Annotated in this window: 25 protein-coding genes and 1 pseudogene; 17 read left to right on the plus strand and 9 right to left on the minus strand. The window is 62.2% G+C overall.

Features of this window, described 5'->3' with window-relative positions:
• Window positions 1-139 precede the first annotated feature (139 nt).
• Window positions 140-1,429 (plus strand): dicarboxylate/amino acid:cation symporter, encoded by a 1,290-nt coding sequence (locus HCN58_RS09720; protein ID WP_171579132.1) that lies wholly within the window; start codon window positions 140-142, stop codon window positions 1,427-1,429.
• A gap of 12 nt (window positions 1,430-1,441) precedes the next feature.
• Window positions 1,442-2,368: an amino acid ABC transporter substrate-binding protein gene (locus tag HCN58_RS09725; RefSeq protein ID WP_171579133.1), complete on the plus strand. Its 927-nt coding sequence runs from the start codon at window positions 1,442-1,444 to the stop codon at window positions 2,366-2,368.
• Window positions 2,369-2,481: 113 nt separating this feature from the next.
• Here the strand turns inward: HCN58_RS09725 and HCN58_RS09730 are convergent, their stop codons facing one another.
• Window positions 2,482-3,798: a bifunctional folylpolyglutamate synthase/dihydrofolate synthase gene (locus HCN58_RS09730; RefSeq protein ID WP_171579134.1), complete on the minus strand. Its 1,317-nt coding sequence runs from the start codon at window positions 3,796-3,798 to the stop codon at window positions 2,482-2,484.
• Window positions 3,798-4,796: a hypothetical protein gene (locus HCN58_RS09735; protein ID WP_171579135.1), complete on the minus strand. Its 999-nt coding sequence runs from the start codon at window positions 4,794-4,796 to the stop codon at window positions 3,798-3,800. The genes HCN58_RS09730 and HCN58_RS09735 overlap by 1 nt, the downstream gene beginning before the upstream one ends.
• Window positions 4,797-5,086: 290 nt before the next feature.
• On the opposite strand from HCN58_RS09735, the gene HCN58_RS09740 reads away from it, so the two are divergent.
• The 6 genes from HCN58_RS09740 to HCN58_RS09765 all read left to right on the plus strand — a co-directional run bounded on the left by HCN58_RS09740 (window position 5,087) and on the right by HCN58_RS09765 (window position 13,865).
• Entirely contained in the window at window positions 5,087-5,860 is a 774-nt protein-coding gene (locus HCN58_RS09740) for a ferredoxin--NADP reductase (RefSeq protein WP_171579136.1), read from the plus strand.
• A 145-nt stretch (window positions 5,861-6,005) separates the two neighbouring features.
• Window positions 6,006-6,878 carry a patatin-like phospholipase family protein gene (locus HCN58_RS09745; protein ID WP_311966791.1) on the plus strand — a complete coding sequence of 291 codons (873 nt, stop codon included), beginning with the start codon at window positions 6,006-6,008 and terminating at the stop codon, window positions 6,876-6,878.
• Between the two features lie 188 nt (window positions 6,879-7,066).
• Window positions 7,067-8,698 (plus strand): FMN-binding glutamate synthase family protein, encoded by a 1,632-nt coding sequence (locus tag HCN58_RS09750; RefSeq protein ID WP_171579137.1) that lies wholly within the window; start codon window positions 7,067-7,069, stop codon window positions 8,696-8,698.
• Window positions 8,699-8,844: 146 nt separating this feature from the next.
• On the plus strand, window positions 8,845-9,243 hold the full coding sequence (locus tag HCN58_RS09755; protein ID WP_171579138.1) for a hypothetical protein: 399 nt from the start codon (window positions 8,845-8,847) through the stop codon (window positions 9,241-9,243).
• A 48-nt stretch (window positions 9,244-9,291) separates the two neighbouring features.
• On the plus strand, window positions 9,292-10,515 hold the full coding sequence (locus tag HCN58_RS09760; RefSeq protein WP_235983557.1) for an efflux RND transporter periplasmic adaptor subunit: 1,224 nt from the start codon (window positions 9,292-9,294) through the stop codon (window positions 10,513-10,515).
• Window positions 10,515-13,865, plus strand: coding sequence for an efflux RND transporter permease subunit (locus HCN58_RS09765; protein WP_235983513.1), 3,351 nt, complete (start codon window positions 10,515-10,517; stop codon window positions 13,863-13,865). Before HCN58_RS09760 ends, HCN58_RS09765 begins: the two co-directional genes overlap by 1 nt.
• Here HCN58_RS09765 and HCN58_RS09770 read toward each other — a convergent pair.
• The 4 genes and pseudogenes from HCN58_RS09770 to HCN58_RS09785 form a co-directional block, all read right to left on the minus strand.
• A pseudogene (locus HCN58_RS09770) lies at window positions 13,788-14,075 on the minus strand (DUF3147 family protein); the annotation flags it as partial. The gene HCN58_RS09765 and the pseudogene HCN58_RS09770 sit on opposite strands and share 78 nt — an antisense overlap.
• Window positions 14,076-14,093: 18 nt before the next feature.
• Complete coding sequence (locus HCN58_RS09775; protein WP_171579538.1) at window positions 14,094-15,992, minus strand: carbohydrate porin; 1,899 nt, start codon at window positions 15,990-15,992, stop codon at window positions 14,094-14,096.
• Between the two features lie 620 nt (window positions 15,993-16,612).
• Window positions 16,613-16,873: a hypothetical protein gene (locus tag HCN58_RS09780; protein WP_171579140.1), complete on the minus strand. Its 261-nt coding sequence runs from the start codon at window positions 16,871-16,873 to the stop codon at window positions 16,613-16,615.
• Between the two features lie 153 nt (window positions 16,874-17,026).
• Window positions 17,027-17,836: a creatininase family protein gene (locus tag HCN58_RS09785; RefSeq protein ID WP_171579141.1), complete on the minus strand. Its 810-nt coding sequence runs from the start codon at window positions 17,834-17,836 to the stop codon at window positions 17,027-17,029.
• 143 nt (window positions 17,837-17,979) lie between these two features.
• Between HCN58_RS09785 and HCN58_RS09790 the strand changes: the two genes are divergently transcribed.
• The 5 genes from HCN58_RS09790 to HCN58_RS09810 are packed head-to-tail and all read left to right on the plus strand — an operon-like array spanning window position 17,980 to window position 22,290.
• Window positions 17,980-18,999, plus strand: a complete 1,020-nt coding sequence (locus HCN58_RS09790) for an ABC transporter substrate-binding protein (RefSeq protein WP_171579142.1) — start codon at window positions 17,980-17,982, stop codon at window positions 18,997-18,999.
• A gap of 6 nt (window positions 19,000-19,005) precedes the next feature.
• Window positions 19,006-19,815: an ABC transporter ATP-binding protein gene (locus HCN58_RS09795; RefSeq protein WP_171579143.1), complete on the plus strand. Its 810-nt coding sequence runs from the start codon at window positions 19,006-19,008 to the stop codon at window positions 19,813-19,815.
• Entirely contained in the window at window positions 19,812-20,600 is a 789-nt protein-coding gene (locus tag HCN58_RS09800; RefSeq protein ID WP_171579144.1) for an ABC transporter permease, read from the plus strand. The genes HCN58_RS09795 and HCN58_RS09800 overlap by 4 nt, the downstream gene beginning before the upstream one ends.
• Window positions 20,600-21,589 carry a 2-hydroxyacid dehydrogenase gene (locus HCN58_RS09805; protein ID WP_171579145.1) on the plus strand — a complete coding sequence of 330 codons (990 nt, stop codon included), beginning with the start codon at window positions 20,600-20,602 and terminating at the stop codon, window positions 21,587-21,589. Before HCN58_RS09800 ends, HCN58_RS09805 begins: the two co-directional genes overlap by 1 nt.
• Window positions 21,589-22,290 (plus strand): AprI/Inh family metalloprotease inhibitor, encoded by a 702-nt coding sequence (locus HCN58_RS09810; protein ID WP_171579146.1) that lies wholly within the window; start codon window positions 21,589-21,591, stop codon window positions 22,288-22,290. The genes HCN58_RS09805 and HCN58_RS09810 overlap by 1 nt, the downstream gene beginning before the upstream one ends.
• Before the next feature lie 23 nt (window positions 22,291-22,313).
• On the opposite strand, the gene HCN58_RS09815 is transcribed toward HCN58_RS09810, so the two are convergent.
• Window positions 22,314-22,826 (minus strand): GDSL-type esterase/lipase family protein, encoded by a 513-nt coding sequence (locus HCN58_RS09815; RefSeq protein WP_171579147.1) that lies wholly within the window; start codon window positions 22,824-22,826, stop codon window positions 22,314-22,316.
• Window positions 22,827-22,930: 104 nt separating this feature from the next.
• Here HCN58_RS09815 and HCN58_RS09820 point away from each other — a divergent pair, with 104 nt between their 5' ends.
• A complete protein-coding gene (locus tag HCN58_RS09820) occupies window positions 22,931-24,163 on the plus strand; it encodes an RNA polymerase sigma factor (RefSeq protein ID WP_171579148.1) in 1,233 nt (410 codons plus the stop codon).
• A 2-nt stretch (window positions 24,164-24,165) separates the two neighbouring features.
• Here the strand turns inward: HCN58_RS09820 and HCN58_RS09825 are convergent, their stop codons facing one another.
• On the minus strand, window positions 24,166-24,477 hold the full coding sequence (locus HCN58_RS09825; protein ID WP_171579149.1) for a putative quinol monooxygenase: 312 nt from the start codon (window positions 24,475-24,477) through the stop codon (window positions 24,166-24,168).
• A gap of 175 nt (window positions 24,478-24,652) precedes the next feature.
• On the opposite strand from HCN58_RS09825, the gene HCN58_RS09830 reads away from it, so the two are divergent.
• The gene (locus HCN58_RS09830; protein ID WP_171579150.1) at window positions 24,653-25,030 is read left to right on the plus strand and encodes a hypothetical protein; all 378 of its coding nucleotides are present in this window, start codon (window positions 24,653-24,655) and stop codon (window positions 25,028-25,030) included.
• Between the two features lie 12 nt (window positions 25,031-25,042).
• Here HCN58_RS09830 and HCN58_RS09835 read toward each other — a convergent pair whose 3' ends face one another.
• On the minus strand, window positions 25,043-25,651 hold the full coding sequence (locus HCN58_RS09835) for a TetR/AcrR family transcriptional regulator (RefSeq protein WP_171579151.1): 609 nt from the start codon (window positions 25,649-25,651) through the stop codon (window positions 25,043-25,045).
• 132 nt (window positions 25,652-25,783) lie between these two features.
• On the opposite strand from HCN58_RS09835, the gene HCN58_RS09840 reads away from it, so the two are divergent.
• Window positions 25,784-26,326 (plus strand): ester cyclase, encoded by a 543-nt coding sequence (locus HCN58_RS09840; protein WP_235983514.1) that lies wholly within the window; start codon window positions 25,784-25,786, stop codon window positions 26,324-26,326.
• Window positions 26,319-26,762: a DUF3237 domain-containing protein gene (locus HCN58_RS09845; RefSeq protein WP_235983515.1), complete on the plus strand. Its 444-nt coding sequence runs from the start codon at window positions 26,319-26,321 to the stop codon at window positions 26,760-26,762. The genes HCN58_RS09840 and HCN58_RS09845 overlap by 8 nt, the downstream gene beginning before the upstream one ends.

The raw sequence follows: 26,762 nt of genomic DNA on the forward strand, positions 1-26,762 counted from the left end.
CATGAACGCTAGTCAGCGTGTGTGCATTCCACAACAGGAACATTTCGGCAAACCTGCCGATCCTTGATCTGTGTTGCGCCGGTTGTGAAATCTGCCAAACTCCCGCTCGCCGGTTGCTGCAAGAAAACGGGGGCAAGAAATGTCCAACAGGTTTACGCAACTTATCCTGATCGCAATGGCGCTCGGCATTGTGATGGGGACGCTGGTTTACAACTTCCTGCCCGACAGCCGGGTGGAGATAGCGGCCGACGTAAACCTGATCGCCATGCTGTTCCTGCGCCTGATCAAGATGATCATCGCGCCGCTGGTGTTCGCCACCCTCGTCGGCGGCATCGCGCATATGGGTTCAGGCTCCAAGCTGGGCCGCGTGTTCGCCAAGACGATGGGCTGGTTCGTCAGCGCCTCCTTTGTCTCGCTGCTGCTTGGGCTCGTGATGGTCAATCTGCTGCAGCCCGGCGCCAACTTCCCCGGCACGCTGCCCGACAAGGCACAAACGACCGGCTTGCCGGTCTCGGCCTTCTCGATTGAGAAATTCCTGACGCATCTGATTCCGACCTCGATTGCGGATGCGATGGCGCAGAACGAGATCCTGCAGATCGTGGTGTTCGCGGTGTTCTTCGCGGTGGCGCTCGGCGCGATGCCGGAGCGGTCGAAGCCGATCATGGGGCTGATCGACGACCTCGCCCACATCATGCTGAAGGTGACCGGCTATGTGATGCTGTTCGCGCCGATCGCGGTGTGGGCGGCGATCATGGCGACGGTATCGAAGAACGGACTTGGCGTGTTGTGGAAGCTGATCGTGTTCATGGGCGGCTTCTATCTGTCGCTCTTGATCCTGTGGGGCATCCTGGTCGTGGTCGGCTTTGTCGTGATCGGGCCGCGATACAGCCATTTGCTGCGTCTGATCCGGGAGCCGCTGATGATTGCGTTCTCGACGGCGTCGTCGGAAGCCGCCTATCCGAAGACGCTGGAAGGCCTGAATCGCTTCGGGGCGTCGTCGCGGATTTCCGCCTTCGTGCTGCCGCTCGGCTATTCTTTCAACCTCGACGGCACGATGATGTACTGCACCTTTGCAAGCGTCTTCATCGCGCAGACCTACCAGATTGACATGCCGCTCGGCACCCAGCTTGCGATGCTCGCGACGCTGATGATCACCTCGAAGGGCGTCGCCGGTGTGCCGCGCGCCTCGCTGGTGGTGATTGCCTCGACACTCAGCCAGTTCGGCATTCCCGAGGCCGGCCTGCTCATGATCATGGGCATCGACACCTTCCTCGACATGGGACGGAGCGCCACCAACGTGATCGGCAATTCGCTGGCGACTGCCGTGGTGGCGAAGTGGGAGGGCGAGCTGAAGGCGGAGCATGAACTCGGGCCGGATGACGTCGTTCCATCCGATGCTGTTCCGGGCGATGCTGTGCCGGCTCAGTGAGGGGAGAGATGCATGCATCCGTACCCAAGGAGATCAATCGGGGCGAGCGGCCTTTTGCTGGTGGCCTGTCTGCTTGCGGGTCCGGCGTCGGCGCAAACAGCCGGCGAGGGGCTTAGCCCGACGCTTGCCAACATCAAGCGGACGAATACCGTGCGTTTGGGTTATCGCGAGAGCTCGCCGCCGTTCTCGTTCCTGGATCAGTCCAACCGGCCGATCGGCTACAGCCTCGAACTCTGCGAGGCGATTGTCGAGGAGATCGGCATCGAGGTCGATGACGCCAACCTCAGGATCGAATACGTCAAGGTCACCTCCGACGACCGCATCCCGGCCGTGACGCAAAACAAGATCGACCTCGAATGCGGCTCGACCACGGCCAATGCCGAACGCGCCAAGCAGGTGGCGTTCTCGCCGCTGATCTTCGTCGCCGGCACCAAGCTGATGGTGCCGAAGGCGTCGACGATTGCGGCGCCCACGGACCTGAAAGGCAAGACCGTGGTGGTGACCAAAGGCACCACCAACGAGCAGGCGATGCACACCATCGACAAGAAATTTTCGCTCGGGCTCAACATCGTGACAGCGCCCGATCACGAACAGTCCTATCAGGTGCTGGCGGACGGCAAGGCGGATGCGTTCGCGACCGATGACATCCTGCTCTACGGCCTGATCGCGCGGCACAAGAGCCAGGACGAGTTCAAGGTGACGAGCGAATATCTGTCCTACGATCCCTATGGCATCATGTTCCGCAAGGGCGAGCCGCAGTTGAAAGCCGTGGTCGAGCGCACCTTTCGCAAGCTCGGTTCGGGCCGCGACCTGGTGCCGCTCTACAACAAATGGTTCGTGGGGCGGCTGCCGACCGGCGAGAAGCTCGGCGTCTCGATCTCGCCGCAACTCGAAGAGGCGTTCAAGGTGCTCGATGATACCCAAGGGTCGAGTAACTAGGAGCGCAACCGTCATTCCGGGGCGCAACGAAGTTGCGAACCCGGAATCTCGAGATTCTCAGGCGCGTAATTGCGCACCATAGTTCGCGCTTTGCCCGCCCCGGAATGACGAACTCAGAAAAAGTTCAGATCTTGCGCGCGCCCGCCCTTGACGACGGTCGCATACTCGATCGCGAGGAATAAACCGCCGGCCACATAAATTCTTCGCCGCTTCGTCTTGGCTAATTCCTGCGAGAGTCGTACCGCATCCTCGACTGTCGCGGCGAGACAAATATCCGCCTTGGCGTTGGCGAGCCGCACGGCGGCGGCGATCGCTTCAGCATCCGCCCCCTTGTGATGCGCCGCCGTGCAGATGATCGTATCGAAGGATGGCGCCAGTGCGCCGACGATTTCGTCCGCGTTCTTGTCGCGTGAGGCGCCGGCGACGAGGATCCAGTTTTCATCGCCATGGATTGCGAAGAGGCTGGCAAGCGATTGCCGGATGCCGTCCGGCGTGTGGCCGACGTCGATCACCGTGAGAGGATCTTGCTGAATGATTTCGAGACGACCGGGCCATCGCGCGTCCCGCAGGCCCGAACGGATAGCGGCTTCAATGCGCTCGAGAGCCTTGCGCGGATGCTCGCGTTGCAGCCAGAGCAGGAACAGGATCGTGGCGATGGCAGCGTTGTTGAACTGAAAAGCGCCGGGCAGGCCCAGCTCCATGCCGCGAAAATCATGATATCCGAACTGGAAATCGAAATGCTGCCCTGACGCGGATTGGACCTCGTTGTCGACGGTGATCTCGTCGCGGACGAATAGCGGGGTACAGCCGCGCCAGCGATTATACTCGACGAGATGTCGCCGCAGGTCGCGGCAGTTTTCGCCATATATAATCGTGCCGCCGGCGGCGCAGGCGTCGCTCTTGTCGGACGCGATCAGCTCGAGCGAGTTTCCGAGCAATTCGACATGCTCGTAATCAACCGAAGTGACGCATGTCTCGCGCGCGCCAATCAGGCGGACCGGATCGTAGCGTCCGCCGATGCCGGCCTCGAATACCGCGAAATCGCATCCGCTCTTCTGGAAGTGCAGGCAGGCGAGCGCGAACAGCGCTTCGAAAGCGCCGAATATTTCACCGCGACGGCTCGAGATGTCGGCGACCACGGCCTCGACCTGACGCTTCAGGCGGGCGAACGCGTCGTCGTCGATCTCGACGTCGTCGACCTGTATCCGTTCGTTGAAACGAAACAGATGCGGGGAAGTGAAGAGACCCGTGCGCAAACCGTAAGCGCGGCCGATTCGAGCGCACATCACCGCCGTGCTGCCCTTGCCGTTCGAGCCGGTCACCACCACCGAGATGCGCCGCAGCCGTGCGCGGTCAACGGCCAGCATGTCCAACAGGTCCGCCATGCGCGCGAGGCAGACGCCGTCGCCATATTTCGGCAGGTCGAACACTACAGTAATCCCATAGCGGTGAAGGTATGGTGCCAGATTTTCAGAATGAGGTCGCCGCGATCGGAATTTTCTAGCAACCGAATCGACGGGTTGGAATTGACCTCGATGAGTTGCGTGGAATCGGGTTGGCCGCCGATATCGACGAACATGTCAATGGCCGCGACGCGAAGTCCGATCGCACGCGCAGCCCGCCGCGCCAGCGCGATTGTGTCTTCGGACGGGGCGTCCACCAGCACCATCGTGCCGCCCGCGCTCAGATTCGTCCGTCCGGGGATCTCGCGGCGCTCGCTCTTTGCCGGCACGGCGTCGAGCGATGGATCGTTGGTCGGCAGCGAAGCAGGTGACAGGCCGCGGGTGCGCAGGGCGTCGTTGTGGGCGGCGAGCAGTTCGCGCACGGTACGCACGCCGTCGCCCGTGACGAACGGCGGATATTTTCGCGCGCAATAGAGTACGTCATCGTCGAGTAGGAAAACGCGATACTCGATGCCATCGACGATCGGCTGGATCAAAACGGCGTCATAATGCTTCATCACGTCGTCGAGATAGCGAACGAGCTCCGGTTCGCCGTGAACGGGTTGCGCGAAATCGCCGCGCGAGCCCGTGAGCGGCTTGACGAAAGCCGCCCTGCCCAATTCGTTGAAACATGCAATCGCATCGCTGCGCTCATGACCTGCTGGGCGATGCGCGCGATGGCGATCGTGCAGGAAGAAATACTCGCCGCCGAGCGCGGGCACGCCGGCGTCTCGCAGAATTTTGCTTGCGAAATGTTTATCAGACGCCAGTGTCGAAGCCGTCGCGTTGTTCTGCGGATACCAGGAGCATCTGCCGGCACCGAAATGAAGCAGCCTGTCGCGCGAGGCGATGCTGAATATCAGTCCCGAGCCGCCGTCGAGATCGCGAAACGCCAGCCCAAATTCAGCGCAGGCAAATTCGGCATAGACCGCCTGGTCCGGATAGAAGCCCGGTTTTCCCTTTCGAAACTCTGCTGGGCTTCGCATGCGATCTCTTTTGAAACGTTCTTAATCTGATGTAGTCATTTATTGCCAGATCGCTGCCGAATTCAGCAAGTTAATTGCGCGAGAAAGCGTTAACGAAGCCAATCGAACCTTTTTGCAAATTAGACCGACAGCCATTCCGAGTTCTCAATTGTGCTGCAGGTCATATTGACTATGTGTGTCACGTGCGCAAATGAAGCGCCAAATCGCCAATGATTTCGCTGATTTCTTGGCGCTTCGAGGCCCGAAAACCGAAACGTTCTACATCGAGACGTCAGGAAGAACGAAAACACATGAGCGCGTTCTATAGAGAGAAAGTCCTTTCTGTCCGCCACTGGACCGATACGCTTTTCAGCTTCCGGGCCACCCGCGATTCCGGTTTCCGCTTCCAGAACGGCCAGTTCGCGATGATCGGCCTCGAGGTCGAGGGTCGGCCGCTGCTGCGCGCCTACAGCATGGCCAGCGCCAATCACGAGGAAGAGCTCGAATTCTTCTCCATCAAGGTCGCGGACGGGCCGCTGACCTCGAAGCTGCAGAAGATCCGCGAAGGCGACGAGATTCTGGTCGGCCGCAAGGCGACCGGCACGCTGATCACCGACAATCTGATTCCGGGCAAGCGCCTCTTGCTGCTGTCGACCGGCACCGGACTGGCGCCATTCGCCAGCTTGATCAAGGACCCCGACGTCTATGAGCGGTTCGAGACCATCGTGCTCGTTCACGGTTGCCGCCAGGTTTCCGAACTTGCTTATGGTGAAGAGCTGGTCGCCAAGCTGCGCGATGACGAGCTGTTCGGGCCGCTATTGTCGGAGAAGCTCCGGTACTATCCGACCGTGACCCGCGAGCCGTTCCGCAATCGCGGCCGCATCACCGACCTGATCTCATCCGAGCAGTTGTTCAACGACATCCACCAGCCGCCGCTCAACATCGAGACCGACCGCATCATGATGTGCGGCAGCCCGGCCATGCTGGAGGAACTTAAGCAGATGTTCGAATCCGGCGGCTTCATCGAAGGCAGCGGCAACACGCCGGGCCATTTCGTGATCGAAAAAGCGTTCGTCGAGCGCTGAGGCCTTCGGCGTCATTCCGGGGCGCGTCGAAGACGCGAACCCGGAATGACGACCGCTTGAATAGCCCACTCCATTTCCCCGCTGCTATAACCACTCCCGAACGCCGCGCGGCCGTTGCCGACGCGATGATTGAGGGAGTGCGTGCGTGCCGGTGCGTGACGAGATTGGTCCCGGGAAGACCGCCTTCGTGTTCGCCGGCGGTGGCAGTTTCGGTGCCATCCAGGTCGGCATGTTGCAATCGCTCGCCGCCCACGGCGTGACCGCCGACATGGTGGTCGGCTCCAGCGTCGGGGCGTTGAACGGCGCGTTCTATGCCGGCGATCCCACGCTTGATGGCGTGCAGCGGCTGGCGGCTATCTGGCGCGGATTGCAGCGGCACGACGTCTTTCCGATTAGCTGGCGGACGGTGCTGAGCTTTCTATGGCGCCGCGATTTCCTGATCCCGCACGACGGCATTCGCAAGCTGATCGAGGATCACATTCCCTACCGCAATCTCGAACAGGCGAAGCTGCCGGTGCATATCGTCGCCACCGATATCATCTCCGGCGACAGCGTGGTGCTGTCGGAAGGCTCCACCGCGGAAGCGATCGTCGCCTCCACCGCAATCCCAGGCGCGTTCTCGCCGATCCGTTACAAGGACACCTATCTCGCCGACGGCGCGATCTCCAGCAACACGCCGATTCAGGTCGCTGTGAAGAAGGGCGCAAAGCGCCTGATCATTCTGCCGACCGGGCATGCTTGCGCGAACCAGGCGCCGCCGGTCGGCGCGGTCGCCAACGCGCTGCACGCGCTGACGCTCCTGATCGCGCGGCAATTGGTCAGCGAGCTCGAAGCGCTGGCGCCGGACATCGAGTATTTCGTGGTGCCGCCGCTATGCCCGCTGGTAGGCTCACCCTACGATTTCTCGCGCACCGCCGACCATATCGACCGCGCCGTCCTCGCCACCGACGCATGGCTGGCCCAGCACGGCCTGCAGCAGGGCAAGATTCCGCACGAGATGCGGTTGCACAGCCACTGAACGGCAGGCGCCGGGTCGTTACGCTGCATTGCAAAAGGCGACAGGTCTATTTCGATCCGGCGAAAAAAGCCGATTATTTTTCGAGCCGCCGTCACTTCCGTGGCCGTCGCTCCGTATATCGTGTAGCGCTCGTTCCGGCGGTTGGACTAAGCTGCCGGCCGAGCGCGACTAATTGGGCTGAGGGTTCCATGGACACGTTGCTGCTGCCGTTCTCGCCACGCTACATTATTTTGACGGTCTGCGCCGTCGTCACGGCATTGCTGATCGGTATTGGGCTTTTCGACCACAATCCGAAGGTGTGGGAAATTCTGCTGATCCCGATCGTGATTTTCAGCGCGCTCACGCTGCTCGGCATTCGTGATCTGCTGCAGAAGAATCATGCCGTTCTGCGCAACTATCCGATCTCGGCGCATATTCGTTTTTTGCTCGAGGAAATCCGGCCGGAGATCCGGCAATACTTCTTCGAGAGCGAGAAGGACGGCATGCCGTTCTCCCGCGACACCCGCGCTCTGGTCTATCAGCGCGCCAAGATGCAGCTCGACAAGCGGCCGTTCGGCACCCAGGAAGACGTCTATCGTGAGGGTTACGAATGGATGCATCACTCGGTGGCGCCGAAGGCTCGTAGCGCCGCGGAGTTCCGCGTCACTATCGGCGGCCCGGATTGCACCAAACCGTATTCGGCATCGGTCTTCAATATCTCGGCGATGAGTTTTGGCGCGCTCAGCCCCAATGCCGTGCGCGCGCTGAACATAGGTGCCAAGAAGGGCGGCTTCGCGCATGACACCGGAGAAGGCGGTGTCAGCCCCTATCATCGCGAAAACGGCGGCGATCTCATCTGGGAGATCGGTTCCGGCTATTTCGGCTGCCGCAACCGCGATGGTTCGTTCAACTCGGAGGAATTTGCCCGCGTCGCGGCCGACGACCAGATCAAGATGGTCGAACTCAAGATTAGCCAGGGCGCCAAGCCCGGACATGGCGGTGTGCTGCCGGCAGCCAAGGTGTCGGAGGAGATCGCCAAGATCAGGGGCGTCGCGATGGGCGAGGATTGCATTTCGCCGGCCACTCACCGCGCGTTTTCAACGCCGCTGCAGATGATGGCATTCATCGGCGAGATGCGCCGCCTGTCGGGCGGCAAGCCGGCCGGGTTCAAGATGTGCATCGGGCACCCCTGGGAATTCCTGGCGATCTGCAAGGCGATGCTGGAGACCGGCATTTATCCGGACTTCATCGTCGTCGACGGCAATGAAGGTGGCACCGGCGCGGCGCCGTTGGAGTTCATGGATCATCTGGGCATGCCGATGCGCGAGGGCGTCAGTTTTGTCCATAACGCGTTAATCGGCATCAACGCGCGCGACCGCATCAAGATCGGCGCCGCCGGCAAGATCGCGACCGCCTTCGATATGGCGCGCGCCATGGCAATCGGCGCCGACTGGTGCAATTCCGCGCGCGGATTCATGTTCGCGCTGGGCTGCATCCAGTCCTTGAGCTGCCACACCGATCGTTGTCCGACCGGCGTGTCCACGCAGGATCCTACCCGTGCCCGGGCGCTGGTGGTGCCACTCAAGACCGAGCGGGTCTACATGTACCATCATGCCACCCTGCACGCGCTGTCCGAGCTTCTCGCCGCCGCCGGCCTCGACCACCCGAAGCAGCTGCGGCCAATCCACTTCTCGAAGCGCACGTCGAGCACAGAGGTCATGTCATTTGCGAAACTCTATCCTTCGCTGCGTCCGGGCGAGTTGATCGAAGGCACCCAGGATCCGCGCTACCGCGATGCATGGGCGATGGCGCGCGCAGATTCGTTCCAGCCGGCGGGATAGAATCCCAACGGTTTCCCACGGCTGCTTGAATCCCGGCAGGACGGTAAGGTCTCCGGATTGCGGCAATTGTGGGGGCGTTAATTCCGGTTCGCGCATCCGCGATACGCCGGTTGTGGGATGTCGCTCGATTATCTATACAGACACGCATGAACGCCCTTCGCAGCAAGCCGGGGCTGGCCGGGTTTAGGTCACGCTGGCTGGCTCTCTTCTGTATCGTGCTGACCTTGTCGTTCGGCACGAGCGCGGCCGTGTCCGCGAGCGAGAGCGCGCATCATGAGGTCGAGGTCGCGCAGGCCGCGTCGCCTGTTGCGACGATCATCTGCCTCGGTGACGACCGTTCCTGCGGATTGCCCGATCATGACGAAGACCAGGTCATTCCGCATCTTCACACGGTCGACATCGGATCAGTGGGCTTGCCCGCCGTGGACGCTCCAGTCGCGACCCTTCAACTGAGGGCGGAAAGCGTCCCGCTGCCGGCGTTCCTGCCTGTCGACGGGCTGAAGCAGCCCACCCCCGAACGTCCCCCAAGAACCACCTGCATCTAAAGCTGTCTGGGCGCATCTGCGCCCGGCGAATGGATTCGAACGGTGTCCATGCGCGGCGTCGGTCGTCGGCCTATCCGCCGCCACTGGCGCCGCGCGAGCTTTCTCGCAGGAACGATCTCGATGTGGATATCAAGAAAGTTGTCAGCCCTCGGCGTGGGGCTGCTCTTGGCGTGCATGCAGCCGGCCTGGGCTGCGCCGGAAACCCAGCCCGGCCGCGAAGGCTTCATCAAACTGTCGCCAGCGCAAATCGCCGCCTTGCGGATCGAGGTGGCGCCGGCCGGTCCCGGTACGCTGTTGCGAACCGTGCGCGTGCCGGGCAACGTCATCATGAATCCCGACCGGATCGGTCATGTGCCGGCCAAGGTAATCGGGACCGTCGTCGAGTTGCGCAAGCGCCTTGGCGACGTGGTTCAGAAGGGCGAGGTTGTCGCCTACCTTGAGAGCCGCGAGGTTGCCGACGCCAAGAGCGAATTCCTGACGGCGGGTGCCAATCTCGAGCTGCAGACGACGCTGTTCGAGCGCGAGCGGTCGCTGTTCGAAAAGAAGATATCCGCCGAGCAGCAATTCCTCCGCGCGGAGAATGCATTTTCCCTCTCGAAGCTGCGGCACGATCTGGCGCGCCAGAAACTCTCTGCGCTGGATGTCGATGAGACCGAGATCGCAGAGCTTCCGAAACAGCCGGTCGCGAACCTCAGACGCTATGCTCTGCGGTCGCCGATTGCCGGCCGGGTGATCGACCGGAGAGTCGATCTCGGCGCGCCCGTCGGCGGCGACCAGCAGGAGAAGGAGATCTACGTCATCGCCGATCTGTCGTCCGTCTGGGTCGAACTCGTGGCCTCGGCGCCGGACCTCGCGCTGCTGAAAGAGGGCGATGGCCTTGCAATCGAAGACTCGGCCCGTGCGAAGGCTACCGGTGAGACCGTTTTCATCAGCCCGATGGTGAACAAGGATACCAGGACGACGCGGGTCATTGTCTCGCTCGATAACGCGGAGGGGCGCTGGCGCCCCGGATCCTTCGTCAGCGCGAATATTCCGGTTGACCGGCGCGCCGTCCCGCTGCTGCTTCCAAGAAATGCGCTTCAGGCGATCGACGGAAGGCCTCTGGTGTTCGTGCAGGTTCCGGAGGGATTTGAATCCCGCGCGGTGCAGGTGGGAGCGATGACGGAGGAATCGGTCGAAGTGCTGGGCGGTCTGAAGTCAGGCGAGATCGTCGCCGTGCTCAACACGTTCATCCTGAAGTCCGAGCTCGGAAAAGCAAAGGCGGACGAGTGATGATTGAAAAGATCCTCGATCTTTCGGTCCGTAGCCGCTGGTTCGTCGTGCTGTTGACGGCTGTCGCCTGCGCGCTTGGCATCTGGTCGCTCAACAAGCTGCCGATCGACGCCGTGCCTGATGTCACCAACAACCAGGTCCAGATCAATGCCATCGCGCCGGCGCTGACGCCGGTGGAGATGGAAAAGCAGATCACGTTCCAGATCGAAAATGCCCTGGCGGGCACGCCGACTCTCGAGCATACGCGGTCATTCTCCCGTAACGGCTTTGCCCAGGTAACGGCGGTCTTTAGCGATAAGACCAATATCTACTTCGCACGCCAGCAGGTGAACGAGCGGCTGCAGGAGATCCGGCAATCGCTCCCCCCCGAGGCCGAGGTCCGGCTCGGCCCGATCTCGACGGGCCTTGGCGAGGTCTATTGGTGGGCGCTCGAATACCAGAAGCCGCCCAAAGATGCGGCCATCGTGGACGGCAGGCCGGGCTGGCAGAGCGACGGCAGCTATCTCACGCCGGAAGCCCGGCACCTGCGCAGCGATTTCGAACGCGCGGTCTACCTGCGCACTGTCCAGGACTGGATCATCCGCCCGCAAATGCGGATGGTGCCGGGGATCGCCGGTGCTGACGCCATCGGTGGTTACGTCAAGCAATATCAGATCGCGCCTGACCCGGCGAAATCGATCGCCTATGGCATCTCCTTCGCCGACATCGTGAAGGCCGTTCAGGCCAACAACGTCAGCCGCGGTGCGAACTATGTCGAGCGTAATGGCGAGAACTATGTGGTACGGGCTGCCGGCCGAATTGAAGATATCTCCGAGATCGGCGAGATCGTCGTCGCTACCCGCGGCGACACGCCGCTGCGGGTCAAGGATCTCGCGGACATATTGATCGGGCGCGAACTCAGGACCGGCAGCGCCAGCGTCGATGGGCACGAGGCCGTGCTCGGGACCGCGCTGATGCTGATCGGCGGCAACAGCCGGACCGTATCCGCCGCGGCCGCGGCAAAGATCGAGCAGATCAACGCGACGCTGCCGCCGGGAATCGTCGCCAAAACCCTGCTCAACCGGACGCAACTGGTCGATTCCACCATCTATACCGTTGCCAAAAACCTCGCCGAGGGCGCCTTCCTCGTCATCCTCATCCTGTTTGCGCTGCTCGGCAATTTTCGCGCGGCGCTGATCGCCGCGCTGGTGATCCCCGCCGCGATGTTGTTGACGGCTACCGGCATGTTGCAGGTCAAGGTCAGCGCCAACCTGATGAGTCTCGGCGCAATCGATTTCGGCCTGATCGTGGACGGCGCCGTCATCATCACCGAGAACTGTCTCCGGCATTTGGCTGCACGGCAGCATCGTTTGGGACGCCAACTCGAACTTCCGGAGCGGCTGCAGACGGTGCGCTTGGCCGCCAGGGAAATGGTTGCGCCATCCGTCTATGGGCAGGCCGTGATCATGCTGGTTTACGTCCCGCTGCTGACGTTCTCCGGTGTCGAAGGCAAGATGTTCGAGCCGATGGCGTTGACCGTTATTATCGCCCTGTTGTCGGCCTTCGTGCTTTCGCTGACCTTCGTTCCGGCGATGATCGCGATTGCGGTAACCGGGCGCGTACAGGAAAAGCCTAACAGGATGGTTCAGGGCGCAACCGACCTGTACCGGTCGGCGCTCACGCGAACCTTGAAGGCACCGGGCATCGTGGTGAGTGCAGGTGCCGCCGTTTTTGCGCTGAGCATCCTGGTCTTTCTGTCGCTCGGACAGGAGTTCAACCCGACGCTCGATGAAAAGAATCTCGTGATCGAGGCGCGGCGGATTCCGAGTACGTCACTAGCTCAATCGCAGGCCATGCAGCTTGATCTCGAGCATACCGTTTCGAAGTTCCGCGAAGTGGCCTTCGTGTTCTCTCGCGTTGGCACGCCCGACATCGCCGCCGATCCGATGCCGCCCAATGCCGCGGACGCCTACGTCATCCTGAAGCCGCAACAGGAATGGCCCGACCCGTCCATGACAAAGGCGGAGCTGGTCGAACGGATCGAATCCGAATTGCAGAAATTGCCGGGTACCCGCTTCAGCTTCTCGCAACCGATCCAGATGCGGTTCAACGAGTTGATTGCGGGCGTCCGCGAGGACATCGCGGTCAAGATATTCGGCGACGAGTTCGAGCCGATGCTGAAATCCGCAAACCAGATCGTCGGCGTGCTGCGTAGCATCGGCGGCGCCCAGGACGTGCGGGTGGAGGAGGTGACGGGGTTGCCGTTCGTCGAAATCGCCATCGACAAAAAAGAAATCTCGCGCCGCGGACTGAGCATTGCCGCCGTTCAGGACGTGATCGGCGCCGCCATCGGCGGCCGAGAGGCCGGGCTGGTGTTCGAAGGCGACCGCCGGTTCCAGATCGTGGTCCGCCTTTCGGATGCGATCCGGACGAATGCCGATGTGATTCTCGGCCTGCCGGTGCCGTTGCCGGGCGTGGACGGACAGCCGTCGCGCATGACGGTGCCGCTGCGCGACGTGGCGTCGCTGACGTTTTCGGACGGGCCTAACCAGGTCAGCCGCGAAAACGGCAAGCGCCGCGTCGTGGTGACGGCAAACGTGCGGGGCCGCGATATCGGCTCTGTGGTGCAGGAGGCCCAGCAGAAGATTTCGCAACGCGTGGTGCTCCCGCCCGGATACTGGATCACCTGGGGAGGGCAGTTCGAAAACCTCGCATCGGCGCGCGAGCGGCTGAGTATCGTGGTGCCCGCGTGCTTTGCGATGATATTCCTGATTCTGTTCGCGGCGCTGGGATCGGCGCGTGACGCGCTATTGGTTTTCAGCGCGGTGCCGCTGGCGCTCTCCGGAGGCATCGTCGCACTCTGGCTGCGCGGCATGCCGTTCTCGGTCTCCGCGGCGGTTGGCTTCATCGCGCTCTCAGGCGTTGCCGTGCTCAACGGGCTGGTGATGCTGACCTTCATCAAGCAGCTCATTGCGAGCGGCCTTCCACCGCGGGAGGCGATCGTTGAGGGCGCGGTCACCCGGCTGCGCCCCGTTGCGATGACGGCGCTGGTCGCGTCCGTCGGTTTCGTTCCGATGGCACTTGCGACGGGCACCGGCGCGGAGGTTCAGAAGCCGCTGGCCACCGTCGTGATTGGCGGCCTGATGACGGCGACGTTCCTGACGCTGTTCGTGCTGCCGGCGCTCTATCGTTTGGTCAGCGCGGAAGCAAGAGCGGAAGGCGACCAGCTTTCAGAGATTGATGCCGAACCGGGCGAGCACCCAGGCGGTGATGAAGTAAAGGATCACGGTCACCGCGCAGCCGGCGGCGAGGCTGGGCCAGAACCCCACGCCCGCCCTGAGCAGCGCCGGCAACATCAGAAACATCGGTAGCGACGGCAGCACGTACCAGAACGTCGACTCCGCGACGCCGGCCACGCGCTCCGTATCGCCGGTGTCGCGCCAGAGCCAGAGGATGCTCAACAATGCAACGAGCGGCAGCGACACGACAAGCGCGCCGAACGCCGGACTGCGCTTGGCGATTTCCGACACCGCCGCAATGATGATTCCAGACAGGGCGCACTTGATCACAAAATAGAGCATGGGGTGCCTCAAAGGGCACTAGAACTCTCCGTGCAGCCTGCCGGAGAACACATGGACCGGGCCGCGGTCGGCATTGTACGCAGGATTGGTGACGAACTGGTAGTCCGCCGTCAGCGTGATCTGCCTGGTGAGCGCGTAGGCGTAATAGGTTTCGAGGATGCGCTCCTTGCGGTAATTGAGCTGTCCGTCGCCGATCAGCGGGCCGAGCCCGCCGGCGGCGATGAAGTCGCGATGATCGCGCGACAGCGCGTTGATCGCGCCGGCGATGCCGATCGTGTCGTCCGGCCTGCCCCATGTCGTGCCCTTGATCGAGGCGCCGAGCGAGAGTGAGGCGTCGACGTCGGTGAACGACATGATCTCGGTCTTGCCGTTGTTCCAGCTCCAGCGGCCGAATAGGCCGAGATCGTCCGTGACCGATTGTTCGACGTTGAAGACGTAACCGTATTTGAGGCGGCCGGTGCGGGTCAGGGAAATGTCGAGATTGAGCGCCGGATCGTTCAGCGTGTCGCGATAGCTGCCGGAATTGGCGCTGCTCACCCAGCCGATGGTGCGCAGCTTGCCGGGACGGGAGAACAGCTGATAGCGCGTCTCCAGTTCGGCCACATACTGGCCGCGGCGGAAGACCTGCGTGTCGAAATTGTTGGAGTTGGAGACTGCGCCGATCATGAAATAGCCGCCGCGCAACGCCCATTGTTTCTGGTTGAGTTCGGCGGTCACGCCGTAGGTCAATCCGAGCCTGTCGGCGGCATAGTCGAAGGCGCCGGGCGCCCAGATCGACCAGTTCATGAAATCTCGGCGGGCATCCTTGGCGTAGGAATTGCCGTCAAAGACATCGCCAACCGAGAACTTGCCGGCCTGTAGTGTCAGCCTGTTGACGTCGACCTTGCCGGCAAGCTGCTGCTGCCCGCTGGCAAGCTCCTCCTGCTCGCCGCCAAATCCGAAGGTCTGGCGCACATAAAGCCGCGAGGTGTTGTAGTGGGGGTAGGGGAAGTTCGACTTCTGCGCCTCACCGCTGGGAAATCCGGCGATGCCGACAGTATCGCTCAGGCCAAAGCCCTGCAGCAGTTCGGGATTGTAGTAGACTTCGCCGCCTTCCCAGAGCCGGGCGTTCAGATAGAGGCTGTTGCTCCAGGTGGCCTGCGCCTGTCGCGCGGGCGTCAGGCTGTTGGTGCCGGTATAGGGCGCGCGGAATGCCGGGTAGCCCTGGCCCAGATAGGTGGTCTGCCCATGAATCTCCCAGCGATCGGATTCTGGATCAGTCAGGTCGGTCTTCGGCGTCCAGCTTTTCGATCCGGGCCAGTCGACCTTGCGATTGAGGCCGATGCGAACCTGCTGGAAATCGAGAGTCGAGCTATGTTCCGCACCAGAAGGGAAGCGAACATTGGCGCGATCGAACCGGCTATAGAGATATTCGAGCCTGACGCTCCAGTGCGGCGCGAAGGCGTATTCAACACCGGCGCCTGCGGCCCAGCCGGGACGGACGTTGATGTGCTTCTGGTCGGTGCCGACATCAGGCGTATTGATGAAGCGCTCGCCGGCAAAGGCAAAACCACCCGTGGCGTAAAGCAGCCAATGGCCGCTGGCATAGCCGATGCGGCTCCTCAAGGTGCCAGCATAATCCATTTTCTCGACGACCTCGGAGCGCGCGCCCGTGAGCGTCGAAACGATCGAGTTCGAAGTGATGTAGTTCGGAAAGGTCAGGTCGGCTTCGACGCCGAGCAACAGTCCGGACGGTAATTGAACGTTGTAACCGCCCTGGACGCCGCCGCTCACGCCGCTGAAGACGCTGTTGGTCGAGACAGCCAGCGGATCGGAGAGCACAGCGGTCGAAGAGCCGCGGCCGTAGCCGGTATGCCCGCCGATGTAGAAGCCGCTCCAATCAAACGCCGGGCGAAGATGGGGCGTTTTCAGGGGCATGTCGGCCGCGATCACCGGATTGCCGAGCACTAGCGCGCCGAGCGCGGCGCCGGCCAGTGCATGTTCCAGAGATCGGCGGTTGCGGTTCACAGTGCGGACTTTCCCGGTGCGACGCGTGCGGCGCTGCCCGACATCACTGCAGATTCGAATGCCTGCCGCCACCTGACAAATGAAGTCATCAACCCCGTCGCCCCGATCGGATTCCTGGGGTTCCCTCCGGTCAGCGCCAAATCGGGTCATTCCGCCACTCACGCCCCGAGCTTTATTGCAAGTAATTCGCAATAGCAAGAAGCCGGCGAACAACTCTGCTTAATGACATCGTTGCGTGACGTAGTTGCAACATTGGCCGCCGCGCCATCGGCTGCAACTCGTTCGGCCACATCACTGACGGGTGTTCGGAGACATGGCTGACAGATCGCGGGCGGCGTCGGGCGAGGGTGGTGGCTGGGCTTGCAAAAAGTTGACCCGCCCGGGGGGACAACCGGGCGGGTCGGGTGCGGCACGGGGGTGGATGAGGCGCCCGTGCCGGACGCTGATCCACGAGAAGCGCTTTCAGGGTCTGAAGTGGTTTGCTTGGAAGGAAATCGCTTCTCGAACAGCAACCAAGTCAGCCGCAGAAATCAGTAAGCGCAGGTCCGGACGCGGCCGATGTAATTGCCGAACGCATCGAACTGGCGAACCCAGCCGCAGCGGCGATAGCCGTCATAGTAGTAGCCGTCATTGCTGGCGGCGATTGCAGTGCCGACAATCGCGGCGCCGACGAGACCGGCTCCAATGCCCCAATGCAGCGGCTTGGCTTGCGCCTGGGTGGTGGATGCGATCGTGCCGGTAACGGCAAGGGCAGCAAGAGCGAGAGCGGCGAGCTTGGTCTTGATCGACATGGAAGTCTCCATCCTGTGTTGGGCGGCCATTGTGGTCCGCATGCACAGTTGGACGGATCGCTCTAGAAAGCGGTTCGAGGCGACGGCCGGAAATATGGTTTCGTCGTTTATTTCCCCGATATTTCAGATGGTTACGAAAAATAAATCGCGATTCTATGCTTTACCAAGAAACAATTCCGGATCGAATTTGTCGACGTCATCGAGCAGTTCGCAGAACGCCCGCGCGCCGTGATCCAGTAGTTGCTCGCCTTTCTCCGCGGAGGCTTTGGTGGCGTCGCCGACGGCGCCGCTTTCGTTAAGGTCCTGCGCCTGCCACGCGAAAGGGACCGGCCGGTGCGCCGAGAGCCAACGAAATTTTTTCTCCATCGCAATGCTGGCGGGGCGAAAATCCGCGATCGCCTCTATCCGCACAGTGTGCGGATAGCGCGCCAGCATGATCGAGGTCTCGACCGCGCCGCCATGAATGCCGTGACGCAGCTCTTCGGCGGAAAACAATCCATCTGGCGCGCCGAAGCGCGACCAACTCGTGGTCACCACGAGCAGCCCGTGATGCGCGCGCAGATCCTGCGCGACCAGCGACATCGCCGCGCTATTGCCGCCATGGCTCGTCACGATCACGAGCTTGCGGATGCCCGATCGCGCCACGCTCTCGCCGATCGCCGTCCATTCCTTCAGTGCGACATCGGTCGGCAGCGTCAGCGTGCCCGCAAAATCGATGTGCTCGGTGGAAATGCCGACCGGCTGCAGCGGCAGAAAGGTGACGGGCAGCGCGACGGGTAACAGCTCGCGCACCCGCGCCAGATAGGCCTCCCCGATCAGGACGTCGGTTTCCAGCGGCAAATGCGGGCCGTGCTGCTCGGTCGCCGCCAATGGCAGCACCGCGATCCAGCACGCGACGTCGGCGCTGGCGACGCCAGGCCAGTGGATATCAGTCCAGTCGCGGGGCGGAACGGTTGAGGCCATTGAGCGAAGCGTTTCTTTGGATGAATTTGCAGGGTAGTTTGTTAGATAGTCCGGGAATTGATCCAATTCCTGGATAAGCCGTGGGACGATATCCACATCTACTGCCTCCCATCATGGGCCAGAACGATCGACGGAGTCCAACCATGAACTCGGCCTTTTTGCTGCGAGCGTTAACCGCAGGTCTTCTGGCGCTGGCCGCAGGACTGATGCCTATGCGCGCCGAAACCCTCGACAAGGTGTCGTTCGGAACCAACTGGGTCGCGGAGGCGGAGCACGGCGGCTTTTTCCAGGCGGTTGCCGACGGCACCTACAAGAAATACGGCCTCGACGTCACCATCGTTCCCGGCGGGCCCAACACCAACAACCGCATCCTTTTGACCGCGGGCAAGCTCGACTTCTTCATGAGCGCGAACACGCTGCAATCGTTCGACGCCGTCGCCAACAATGTCCCGTTGATCGCGGTCGCTGCGATCTTCCAGAAGGATCCGCAGGTATTCCTCACCCATCCGGAAACCAAGATTGCAAAACTCGAAGATCTCAAGCCGCTGACGCTCTTGGTGTCCAAGGAAGGTGTCGCGAGCTATTTCCAGTGGCTGAAGTCCGAATATGGGTTCAGCGAGAGCAAGGTAAAACCCTACACTTTCAATCCGCAGCCCTTCATCGTGAACAAGCAGAGCGCGATGCAGGGCTATGTGACCTCCGAGCCTTACGCCGTCGAGAAGGCGGCGGGCTTCAAGCCGGGCGTGATCCTGCTCGCCGATCACGGCTTCAACGCCTATTCGACGCTGATCGAGACTCGCCGCGAGATCGTCGACAAAAAACCCGACCTCGTGCAGCGCTTCGTCGATGCCTCCGTGATCGGCTGGTACAATTATCTCTACGGCGACAATTCGGCCGGGAATGCGATGATCAAGACGATGAATTCGGAAATGACCGATGAACTGCTGAACTATTCCGTCGCCAAGATGAAGGAATACGGCATCGTCGATTCCGGCGACACCTTGCGCGACGGCATCGGCGCCATGAATGACGCCCGCGTTGCGAGCTTCTTTGACAAGATGGTGCGGGCCGGCGTGGTTCGCCGCGATATCGACTACCGCCAGGCCTACACGCTGCGCTTCGTCAACAAGGCCGTCGGTCTCGATCTGCGGCCGAAGAACTGACGCGAGATGGCCGAGCCCGCTTTGTCGGAGACGGATATCGATGCGGCAGGCTTTGCAGTGCGTCTGCGCGCGGTAGGCAAGACCTATGATAACGGCGTGACCGCTCTCGGGCCGCTCGATCTCGATGTCGCGAAAGGCGAGTTCGTCTCTCTGCTCGGGCCTTCCGGCTGCGGAAAGTCGACCGCGCTGCGGTTGATTGCGGCGCTCAGCACGCCGAGTGCGGGTACGGTGAACGTTTCCCATCGCGCCAAGGCGGATGGGCGGCATCCCATCGGATTTGTGTTTCAGGAGCCGACCCTGATGCCGTGGGGGAGCGTGCGCGACAACGTTCGCCTGCCGCTGAAGCTCGCGCGCGCGCCGTCGGCCGAGGCCGACCGGCGCATCGAGGAGGCGCTGGCGCAGGTCGGGCTTGCCGAATTTGCGGATGCATATCCCCGTGAACTGTCGGGCGGCATGAAGATGCGGGTTTCGCTTGCGCGTGCGCTCGTCACCGACCCGGACATTCTGCTGCTGGACGAGCCGTTCGCGGCGCTCGACGAGATCACGCGTTTTCGGCTCAACAACGACCTGCTGGCACTATGGCGGAAGCTGCACAAGACCGTCATCTTCGTCACCCATTCGGTGTTCGAGTCGGTCTATCTTTCGCAGCGGGTGATCGTGATGACCGCGCGGCCGGGCCGCATCAGCGCCGAGTTTCGCATCGCGACAGTGGAGCCGCGCGGGGAGGAGTTTCGCACCTCGGTCGACTATGCCGGCTATTGCCGCGAGGTCTCGGGCGCCCTGGCGCCTTCCTATTCGGGACAGCGCGGCGCATGAGTTCCCTGCAGAACCTCGGCCGCATGCTGCTGCCGGTCGTCGTGCTCGCGGCGGGCCTGGCGTTGTGGGAATTCGTGGTCCGCATCAACGATATTCAGCCCTATGTGCTGCCGAGCCCGACAACCGTGTTTCAGACGCTCGTCAGCGACTGGCCGGTGCTGTCGGAATCGCTCGGCGTGACCTTGCTCACGACGCTGGAAGGTTTTATCGCCGCAGCCGTCGGCGGCGTTGCGCTGGCGCTGTTGTTCAATCAATCGAAATGGCTGGAATATTCGCTGTTTCCTTATGCCGTGATCCTGCAAGTCACGCCTGTGATCGCAATCGCGCCGTTGTTGCTGATCTATCTGCCGCAGCAGACTGCGGTCATTGTCTGCGCCTGGATCGTCGGTTTCTTTCCGGTTCTGTCCAACACCACGCTCGGGCTGAATTCGGTCGATCGCAATCTGGCCGGGCTTTTTCAGCTCTATGGCGCGTCACGGCTGCAGACGCTGCGGTACCTGAAATTGCCGGCGGCGCTGCCGTTCATCCTCGGCGGTTTGCGGATCGCGGGCGGGCTGTCGTTGATCGGCGCCGTGGTCGCCGAAATCGCGGCGGGCGCGGCAGGCGCCGGCTCCGGGCTTGCTTTCCGGATCGCCGAATCCGGTTATCGCCTCAACATTCCCCGAATGTTCGCGGCGTTGTTGTTGCTGTCGGTGGCCGGGATTGTCATCTATGGGCTGCTGGCGCTAGTTTCGCATCTGGTACTACGGCGCTGGCATGAGAGCGCGCTTGGAAAGGAAAATTGATGGCTGCCGCGAATATTTCGTCCGAGAAGATCGATCTGTTGATCTACGGACCTGTCAGGCCGATCCTGGAAAACGGCTTTTCGGATCAATTCGTCCTGCATATGGCGGAGAGCCGCGCAGACCTCGAGCGGTTGACGCCAGATGCGGTAGCCAAGATCCGCGGCATGGCGGTCACCTATCACATGGTGCCGGCCGATGCGAAGGCGCTGTCGCAATTTCCCAAGCTTGAAATCGTCGCAAGCTTCGGCGTCGGCTACGACCACGTCGACTCCGCTTATGCGCGCGAGCACAACATCGTCGTCACCAACACGCCCGATGTGCTGACCGAAGAAGTCGCCGACGTCGCGATGGGGCTTCTGATCGCGACTCTGCGCGAGTTCGTCAAGGCCGACCGTTATCTGCGCTCCGGCCTGTGGCAAACCCAGAACTATCCCTTGAGTGTCGGTTCGCTCCGCGACCGCAAGGTCGGCATCGTCGGCATGGGCCGCATCGGACAGGCGATCGGACGCCGGTTAGAAGCCTCGCGCGTGCCGGTTTCCTACCATTCGCGCAATCCGTCGTCGGCCGTGTCCTACCAGCACTATCCCGACCTGATGGAAATGGCGAAGGAGGTCGACACGCTGATCGTGATCGTGCCCGGCGGCGCCTCGACCGCCAAGATGATCAATGCCGACGTGTTGCAGGCGCTCGGGCCCCGGGGCGTTTTGATCAACGTTGCGCGTGGCTCCGTCGTCGACGAGCCGGCGCTGGTCGCGGCGCTGAAATCCGGCACCATTCTCGCCGCCGGGCTCGACGTGTTCGCCAACGAACCGAGCGTGCCGGACGAATTGAAGGCCATGCAAAATGTCGTGCTGCTGCCACATATCGGCTCAGCTTCGGTGGTAACGCGGAACGCCATGGATCAGCTCGTGGTCGATAACCTGAAAAACTGGTTTGCCGGCAAGGCGCCCTTGACGCCCGTTCCGGAAACCCCGGTGAAAGGGCGCTGATGTTGCGCAGGTGTTCGGGCATTACGGCAGCAGCGCTGACGGCGCTGCTCGCGCTTGCGCCGCACGTGGTGGCGCAAGATGCTTCGACCCTGAAGAAAGACATGATCGGGCAGTGGGAACTTGCGACCACCGAGCGCAGCAAGACTTGCGTCATCACGATGAAGGGTGATGCGACGCCACAAGGGCTCAAGCTCGAGCTTGAGCCCGGCTGCGCCAAGGCATTGCCGTTCACCAAGCACATCACCGCCTGGAATATTAAGGGGCTGGATATCGTGCGGCTGCAGGATGCGGCCGGCCAGCCGGTGATCGACTTCACCGAGGTCGAGAGCGGCATTTTCGAAGGCCTGCGGACCGGCGAGGGCGTCTATATCCTGCAGAACCTCGCCGCCGCCCGCTCGCTCGCCAAGTCGATGGACCAGATGATCGGCGACTGGTCGATGGTCCGCGGCAACGGCCAGACGGTCTGCGGCCTGACGCTGACCAACACCGAAGCGACCGGCGATAATTTCCAGGTGTTCCTGAAGCCGAAATGCGATCCGGCGGTTGCGGCCTTTGCGCCAAACCAGTGGCGGCTGGAGCGCGGGCAGATGATTTTGATGTCGGCCAGGGGCGAAACCTGGCAGTTCGAGGCCGACGACAATGCGCAGTGGCGGCGGGTGCCTGATACCGCCGATCCCCTGATCATGATCCGGGGACAGTAGCTTCCAGCTGTCGGTATCGTGAACTAGCGGCCGATCACTCCGGCAATCTGGGACGCGACCTGCTCGGCGAGCATGTGATAGCCCTCCGGGGTCAGATGCTGGCCGTCAGGCTGATGCGGCAATCCCCTGAATGCGCTGTTTGGAATCATGATCACCGGGATGCCACGGCCACTCAGCCGGCTTTGAATTTCCGATGTCCGATCGGGCGAGCCCTTGCGGCGGTCGTTGCCGCCTGGCTGCAGGATGACGGCGCTGGTCCCTTTCGGTATGGCCTGGTCCAGACGTCGCAACATGCCTTCCGTGGTGTCGCCGTTTATGCCGGCGTTCACAACACGGATGTTGGCGCCCTTGGCCCGCAATATCGCCTCGAGTTGCGCGGGGTAGGCCTGAGCGCGCGCTACCCCCTTGCCATAGGTATTACTGGCGCCAAGCGCCACGATGGTGGCGGCACTGGCCGGCGCTGTTACGAAAATGAAGCTGGCCGCCGCGATTGCCAGGGACTCCAGGACGCCAAGCCGAAATGGGCCCGATTTCATACTTGCTCCCCTGCGCATCGGTCAGGACCCAACAGGGCCAGTATCCCCCCGCGCAACATATGAGCAACCATCCTGGGGAAGCCGGACGAAATTAATTCAGGGCCATGTCGATCCGGCGCCTGATCACGGGATTGTCGCGAATGCTGCGCGACGTGCCGTTAGCGGAGGATCTGACCCAGGAAGCCTTGGTCGCGGCGCTGGAGCATTGGCCCGCCAGCGGCGTGCCGGAGAAGCCCGGGGCATGGCTGATGGCGCTGGCCAAGCGCCGTGCGCTGGATCATCTGCGCCGCCGCAGCATGCTCGCGCGCAAGCATGAAATGCTGACGCGCGATCTCGAGCAGGAGCAACAGGCGATGCCGGATCCGCACGCCGCACTCGACGACGATATCGGCGACGAATTGCTGCGGCTGATATTCACCGCCTGCCATCCGAGACTCTCGCGCGAAGCCCGCGCGGCGCTGGCCCTCCGGATGATCTGCGGGCTGACCACCGAAGAGATCGCGCGCGCCTTCCTGCAGCCGGAAGCGACCATTGCCCGGCGCATCGTGCGCGCCAAGCGGACGCTGTCGGAATCCGGGCTTGCCTATGAAACCCCGCGCGGCGAGCAGCTTTCGGAACGGCTCGCCTCGGTGCTGGAGGTCGTCTATCTCATCTTCAACGAGGGCTATACGGCCGCCCGCGGCGATGAATGGCTGCGGCCTCAGCTCTGCAACGACGCGCTGCGCATGGGCCGGGTGCTGACGCTGGTCGCGCCGAAGGAAGCCGAGGCCCACGGCCTGCTCGCGCTGATGGAGCTGAATGCCTCGCGCATCGCGGCGCGCACCGACGCAGCCGGCGATCCGATCCTCTTGATGGACCAGAACCGCGCACTGTGGGACCGTCTTCAGATCCGCCGTGGCTTGCTGGCGCTGGTCCGGGCCTGCGAACTCGGCGGCGGGCGCGGCTTCTACACGCTGCAGGCGGCGATCGTCGCCTGTCACGCCAGAGCCGCTACACCTGATGAAACCGAGTGGCCGCGTATCGCAAAACTCTACGCCAAACTTGGCGCGCTGGTGCACTCGCCGATCATCGAACTCAACCGCGCTGTGGCGATCGGTATGGCCGAGGGGCCGGCGGCCGCGCTCGCGATCGTGGACGGATTGGCTGGGGAGCCCGCGCTGAAAACCTATCACCTCTTCCCAAGCGTCCGCGGCGATCTGCTGCACAAACTCGGCCGTGTTGTAGAAGCCCGCGCTGCGTTCGAGCTCGCGTCAATGCTTGCGACCAACAAGCGCGAACGCGAGTTGTTGCGGCGGCGGGCCACTGAGATGAGCAGTGGCGCGCCCGAGCCGTCCTGATGTCAGATGAACCGGAACTGCGACCGCTCGCGCTTGGCGAGTTTCGGAATCGCCTGCCCGAGAATGATGTTCTTGAAGTGCTCCGTCTGCTGATGCTCGGCGAAGGCCGTTTCGCCTGCGAAGACCTCGTAAAAGAAGAACTCCCGCGGCTTTGCGATGTTCTGGTGAATCTGGAACTCTCTGACGCCGGACTCACGCTGCGCCTGCGGCAAGAAATCTTTCAGAAGCTCCGCGACGCTAGCTTCTTCGCCCGAATTGACTTCCCAGAACGCGGTGACGACGAGGTTCTGGTTTGCGTTGTTTGTGGTGGCCATGGTGTTCTCCTGTGAAATATCCAGCACGTGCTCGTTGAGCGGCGATGCGGCTCACAATGGCCGATCTTGCGACAATAATGGTTCGATGCAGGACGAACGATGATGTCAATCTCAAAGCCGGAACCTGTTTGACCATGCGCGCGTTTCCCGGTGATCACCTGCCTGGAGCAGCCGCATGGCCAAAAAGACCGTGCTCGCCATCGGTATCGAGCCTTCCCTGGTCGACTTCAGCGCCTTTCCGGGGCTCACGGCCGAACTGGTGACGAGCTATATTGCAGCTCAGATCGAGCAGCTTCGCGCGATGGGTTATGAGGCCGATAGCTGCCTGATCGATCTCGGCGAGACCGCCGAAGCCGTCGCGGCAGCGGCGCTGGGCGCAAAGCATTATGACTGCGTCGTGATCGGCGCCGGACTGCGGGAGCCACGAGAGCGGCTGCACTTGTTCGAGCGGATCATCAATCTGGTTCATCTCGCCGCGCCGCAAACGCGCATCTGCTTCAACACCACGCCGGCCGATACCACCGAGGCGGTGCAACGATGGGTCGCGCCGTGAGCGCGCTTGCGCTCAAGTCGTGCGGAAGGCGCCGAGCAGGCTGCCGATGATCTTTTGGCCGCGGGCGCGGAGCCTCTTCGGATTCTCTGCGCCCGGCAGCAACAGCGCCACCTCGCAGATCATGGCATCGACCATCCGGCTCAAGAGCTCGATGTCCTCGAAATCCAGTTCGCCCTGTCGCTTTAGCGCGTTGAGCGTCGCAGTGAGCAGGGCCATCGGATGGGCTTCCTCGATCTCCCGGTAGCGCGTTTGGCCGAGCACGGCCGGAGCTTCCTGGATGACGATGCGCGCATAGGCCGGTTCGAGACAGACGTCGAGATAGGCTTCGATGCCCTCGGTCAGGCGGTCCCATACCTTGCGCTGCGTCTTTGCCCGCGCCTCGATCTTTGCGGCGGCCTCGATCTGCACGGCGACGACCACGGCGTCGAACAGCGCCTTTTTGTCCTCGAAGTGGTGATAGAAGGCGCCCCGCGTCACCCGCGCGGCGCGCGAGATCGCCTCGATCCCCGCCGCCTGATAGCCCTCGCTCGCAAAAATCTCCCGGCCGGCGGCCAGCAGCGCCTGCCTCGTGGTCTCCGTGTATTCCTCGCGGCGGGTTCGTTCACGTCCAGCTTCCTGCATGCTCCGAAATACCACTTGACGCTTACGATCCTATAAACATATAACATACATACGGTATGTAAAAAACCTTTGGTATGGTTTCGGCCGTGCCGCCCATTAATTCGTTGGAGGAGGGGCATGAACGGCGATCGAATGTTCGAACTCGCGCAGGCATTGGCAGTCGCAAAGAGCCGTCAGGACGTGCCGGCGGCGTTAAAGGTTCTTCACGAAGACATGCAGCTGGAAGCGCCAGCCTTCGGCACCAGCGCCCGCGGGCTTGCCGAAAACGAGAAAGTGCTGACCCGGTTCTTCGCCTCGTTCCCCGATTACAACGTCGCCCTGGAGGGCCACGCCGCCAATGACGATACACTTGTCTGCTGGGGCCGCGTCCAGATGACCATGACCGGCGATCGTTTCGGCATGGTGCCAAACGGCAGGCGCGCTGATCTTCCCGTGTTCATCCAGTTTGCGTTCAAGGACGACCGGATCGTCCGAGAGCGATTTGTCTTCGACCTCGCCGAACTCTGCGCCCAGTCCGGCGTCTCGACGGACACGGTACGCCGCAAGATCTTTGGCATGTCGGCGTCCGGCAGCTTGCCGCCGAATGACTCTTATTGCGTTGCGAACAGGACCCCAGATGACAGTAGATCCGCGGGTGAAACCCGTCGCCGCGATCAGGACGGCACCATTGTTTGACATCGTCGTCGATCTCAATCCCAGGCTGAACATTGGCGATGGCCCGCTTGGCCGCCGCATCCTGTTCGGAGCGGCCGGTGGAACCTTCGAAGGTCCCAGGCTGCGCGGCAAGGTGGTCCCCGGCGGCGGCGACTGGGCGTTGTTTCGCGCTGATGGCGCGATGTCGCTCGACGTCCGCCTGACGTTACGCACGCATGACGGCGCGCTGGTGCACATGACCTATGGCGGTCGCTGGCTTACGCCGCCCGAATTGCGGTCAGAAATGGCTGATCCCGCGAAACGATATCAGATCGACCCGTCGCGCTATTACTTCCGGACCAATCCGCTGTTCGAAACGGGGGCCGAGCAATATGCCTGGATGAACGACATCGTCTGCGTCGGATCGGGATATCTGGTCGAGGGCGGTATCGCCTATAATATTTCCCAGATCGTCTGA

Origin of the sequence: Bradyrhizobium australiense, from assembly GCF_013114825.1 — a bacterium.
GTDB classification, from domain to species: domain Bacteria; phylum Pseudomonadota; class Alphaproteobacteria; order Rhizobiales; family Xanthobacteraceae; genus Bradyrhizobium; species Bradyrhizobium australiense.

Excerpts from the sequence above, each read along its gene's own strand:
- HCN58_RS09790 (WP_171579142.1), top strand. The coding sequence starts at position 17,980 with ATGAACTCGGCCTTTTTGCTGCGAGCGTTAACCGCAGGTCTTCTGGCG.
- HCN58_RS09750 (WP_171579137.1), top strand. The coding sequence starts at position 7,067 with ATGGACACGTTGCTGCTGCCGTTCTCGCCACGCTACATTATTTTGACG.
- HCN58_RS09810 (WP_171579146.1), top strand. The coding sequence starts at position 21,589 with ATGTTGCGCAGGTGTTCGGGCATTACGGCAGCAGCGCTGACGGCGCTG.
- HCN58_RS09800 (WP_171579144.1), top strand. The coding sequence starts at position 19,812 with ATGAGTTCCCTGCAGAACCTCGGCCGCATGCTGCTGCCGGTCGTCGTG.
- HCN58_RS09785 (WP_171579141.1), bottom strand. The coding sequence starts at position 17,836 with ATGGCCTCAACCGTTCCGCCCCGCGACTGGACTGATATCCACTGGCCT.
- HCN58_RS09795 (WP_171579143.1), top strand. The coding sequence starts at position 19,006 with ATGGCCGAGCCCGCTTTGTCGGAGACGGATATCGATGCGGCAGGCTTT.
- HCN58_RS09755 (WP_171579138.1), top strand. The coding sequence starts at position 8,845 with ATGAACGCCCTTCGCAGCAAGCCGGGGCTGGCCGGGTTTAGGTCACGC.
- HCN58_RS09840 (WP_235983514.1), top strand. The coding sequence starts at position 25,784 with ATGTTCGAACTCGCGCAGGCATTGGCAGTCGCAAAGAGCCGTCAGGAC.
- HCN58_RS09780 (WP_171579140.1), bottom strand. The coding sequence starts at position 16,873 with ATGTCGATCAAGACCAAGCTCGCCGCTCTCGCTCTTGCTGCCCTTGCC.
- HCN58_RS09775 (WP_171579538.1), bottom strand. The coding sequence starts at position 15,992 with ATGCCCCTGAAAACGCCCCATCTTCGCCCGGCGTTTGATTGGAGCGGC.
- HCN58_RS09825 (WP_171579149.1), bottom strand. The coding sequence starts at position 24,477 with ATGGCCACCACAAACAACGCAAACCAGAACCTCGTCGTCACCGCGTTC.
- HCN58_RS09815 (WP_171579147.1), bottom strand. The coding sequence starts at position 22,826 with ATGAAATCGGGCCCATTTCGGCTTGGCGTCCTGGAGTCCCTGGCAATC.
- HCN58_RS09720 (WP_171579132.1), top strand. The coding sequence starts at position 140 with ATGTCCAACAGGTTTACGCAACTTATCCTGATCGCAATGGCGCTCGGC.
- HCN58_RS09820 (WP_171579148.1), top strand. The coding sequence starts at position 22,931 with ATGTCGATCCGGCGCCTGATCACGGGATTGTCGCGAATGCTGCGCGAC.
- HCN58_RS09830 (WP_171579150.1), top strand. The coding sequence starts at position 24,653 with ATGGCCAAAAAGACCGTGCTCGCCATCGGTATCGAGCCTTCCCTGGTC.
- HCN58_RS09835 (WP_171579151.1), bottom strand. The coding sequence starts at position 25,651 with ATGCAGGAAGCTGGACGTGAACGAACCCGCCGCGAGGAATACACGGAG.
- HCN58_RS09735 (WP_171579135.1), bottom strand. The coding sequence starts at position 4,796 with ATGCGAAGCCCAGCAGAGTTTCGAAAGGGAAAACCGGGCTTCTATCCG.
- HCN58_RS09740 (WP_171579136.1), top strand. The coding sequence starts at position 5,087 with ATGAGCGCGTTCTATAGAGAGAAAGTCCTTTCTGTCCGCCACTGGACC.
- HCN58_RS09725 (WP_171579133.1), top strand. The coding sequence starts at position 1,442 with ATGCATCCGTACCCAAGGAGATCAATCGGGGCGAGCGGCCTTTTGCTG.
- HCN58_RS09805 (WP_171579145.1), top strand. The coding sequence starts at position 20,600 with ATGGCTGCCGCGAATATTTCGTCCGAGAAGATCGATCTGTTGATCTAC.
- HCN58_RS09760 (WP_235983557.1), top strand. The coding sequence starts at position 9,292 with ATGCGCGGCGTCGGTCGTCGGCCTATCCGCCGCCACTGGCGCCGCGCG.
- HCN58_RS09765 (WP_235983513.1), top strand. The coding sequence starts at position 10,515 with ATGATTGAAAAGATCCTCGATCTTTCGGTCCGTAGCCGCTGGTTCGTC.